Here is a 1,722-nt window from a genome sequence, read left to right as displayed (position 1 = left end):
TGCGCTGGCTTTTTTGCTTGCATTCTTCTTGTTTTAGATGTATACTTTGTGTATACCCGTTATAAGGAGGATATCATGAATACTGTTAAAACTCGTAAAGTTGGCAACTCTGTCACTGTGACCATTCCAAAAACACTCAACGTTCCAGAGGGTCAAGAGATGTTTGTCTACAAGGGTGTAGATAATGTCATTGTCCTTGCTCCAAAAATTCCAGACCCATTTAGTGGGGACGCAGACCTACGCATGGAAGATGACTTCGAGGGGGTAAAATTCCTTGACAGTGAAATATGATTACATCCCAGAAAAACAGGACATCATCTGGATTGACTTTGACCCGTCTGTTGGACGTGAGATTCAGAAGCGCCGTCCTGCTATTGTCGTCTCTCGTAGAGAGTATTCGGAGCGGACAGGATTTGTTGCTGTATGCCCTATTACACATGGTCAAAGCAGACTAGAAGAACAAGGCCTGCTCGTCCCTGTGCGTTCCAATAAGGTAGATGGCTCTGTCAATCCACTCCAACTCTATACTTTTGACTTTAGAGAGCGCAAGGCTCAAAAAATCACAACCATGGATACAACCAGTTTTCAGAAGGTTGTTCAACTCTACAACTTCATCTTCGAAGCCTAGTCCTTATGGATTGGGCTTTTTTAGTCTAGCTCAAAGCTCATCTGTCGATTGCACTGTTCAATTTCCAAACGTAAGTTCGTAGATGGTTGCCACTGTTGCCAATAGGCTTGCGCTTTATCAATGAACTTCTTCGGAAGCATATCATAGCGAGGAACTTTGAACATGTCCTTAAAATCACGAGCCGCCTGAGAAAAGACTTGGTTTCTGAGTTTACGGTTGCGATAAGCTGGACTGTCATAACCACCTAGCAGACGAACCACAGCCTTTTTACGCTCTTTTTCAATGTTTTGATTCACAGATGGATTGATAGGCTGTTCCTCTTTCAGATACTCAATATCTGAACGCATTTCGGATTGCTCCAGCTTGATTTCCTTTTGAGATTGGAAAAGGTAGATAAAGGCATCTTCCTGAGTCAAGTTGCTGGTGTCAAAGTAAGAACCCGTTTTGCGGATAGTCTTCAAGATTTCCTTAACCTTCTTCTTGAACTGCTTAGCCAGTGGCTTGCGAGACTGCATGAGAACTTCGTACAGACCATCTTCAGTTAAGAACCAAGCCTCTCGATTTTGACCTGATAAGAACAATGTTCGCATCAGCTTTTCATCGTCATCAACTCTGTTAATCATTTTCTGAGTATCAGTATGTTCAATCCACTCAGCCACATCCTTTGCCAAAAACAAAGGCTCTTCTGGTGTTCCATAAACTTTAAAGCGTTTCCCAAGTACTTCTTGTTCGTTGATTAGTTGTAGTGTCATTAATTAATTCTCCTCTTCCTCTGTAAAATAGTCAATAATAAATGCAATCAGGTCATTTGCAAAGACCGCCAGCAACGTCCCCTGAGCTTCAAAGAAAATCTCGGCCTGCTCCTCTGGGAAGTTCTTCCTCACTACCGCTGCAATGAAACTGTCCCACTGCTGTAAATCTTCTGTCCTTACCTGTTCCTTGAAAGCAATGTGCAATTCATTGATAAGATTTTGATGTCTCATGTTCTTCTTTGGTACACAAAAAGCGTACCCCTTTCTAAAAAACTGTTGCATGAATAAGGGTACGCATGGTATACTATATGCGTATCCTATTCATTATGAATGGGTGCGAGG

4 protein-coding genes are annotated in these 1,722 nt (G+C 42.2%); 2 read left to right on the top strand and 2 right to left on the bottom strand.

What is annotated here, in order from left to right:
• The first annotated feature begins 75 nt into the window (after positions 1 to 75).
• Together mazE and STRDD10_RS07640 are read left to right on the top strand one after the other, a co-directional pair.
• Positions 76 to 291, top strand: a complete 216-nt coding sequence (gene mazE / locus STRDD10_RS07645) for a type II toxin-antitoxin system PemI/MazE family antitoxin (RefSeq protein WP_001098945.1) — start codon at positions 76 to 78, stop codon at positions 289 to 291.
• The gene (locus STRDD10_RS07640; RefSeq protein ID WP_156468629.1) at positions 275 to 628 is read left to right on the top strand and encodes a type II toxin-antitoxin system PemK/MazF family toxin; all 354 of its coding nucleotides are present in this window, start codon (positions 275 to 277) and stop codon (positions 626 to 628) included. Before mazE ends, STRDD10_RS07640 begins: the two co-directional genes overlap by 17 nt.
• A gap of 20 nt (positions 629 to 648) precedes the next feature.
• Here the strand turns inward: STRDD10_RS07640 and STRDD10_RS07635 are convergent, their stop codons facing one another.
• Together STRDD10_RS07635 and STRDD10_RS07630 are read right to left on the bottom strand one after the other, a co-directional pair.
• Positions 649 to 1,380 carry an ORF6C domain-containing protein gene (locus STRDD10_RS07635; protein WP_067194638.1) on the bottom strand — a complete coding sequence of 244 codons (732 nt, stop codon included), beginning with the start codon at positions 1,378 to 1,380 and terminating at the stop codon, positions 649 to 651.
• Positions 1,381 to 1,383: 3 nt separating this feature from the next.
• Positions 1,384 to 1,611 carry a hypothetical protein gene (locus STRDD10_RS07630; protein ID WP_067194635.1) on the bottom strand — a complete coding sequence of 76 codons (228 nt, stop codon included), beginning with the start codon at positions 1,609 to 1,611 and terminating at the stop codon, positions 1,384 to 1,386.
• Positions 1,612 to 1,722: the final 111 nt, after the last annotated feature.

Origin of the sequence: Streptococcus sp. DD10, assembly GCF_001578805.1 — a bacterium.
In the GTDB taxonomy this organism is placed as follows: Bacteria; Bacillota; Bacilli; order Lactobacillales; family Streptococcaceae; genus Streptococcus.
Note: the sequence above shows the minus strand (reverse complement) of the source record. Positions and strands in the feature narration are given on the sequence as shown.

Coding starts and splice junctions, on each gene's coding strand:
- mazE (WP_001098945.1), top strand. CDS start 76: ATGAATACTGTTAAAACTCGTAAAGTTGGCAACTCTGTCACTGTGACC.
- STRDD10_RS07635 (WP_067194638.1), bottom strand. CDS start 1,380: ATGACACTACAACTAATCAACGAACAAGAAGTACTTGGGAAACGCTTT.
- STRDD10_RS07630 (WP_067194635.1), bottom strand. CDS start 1,611: ATGAGACATCAAAATCTTATCAATGAATTGCACATTGCTTTCAAGGAA.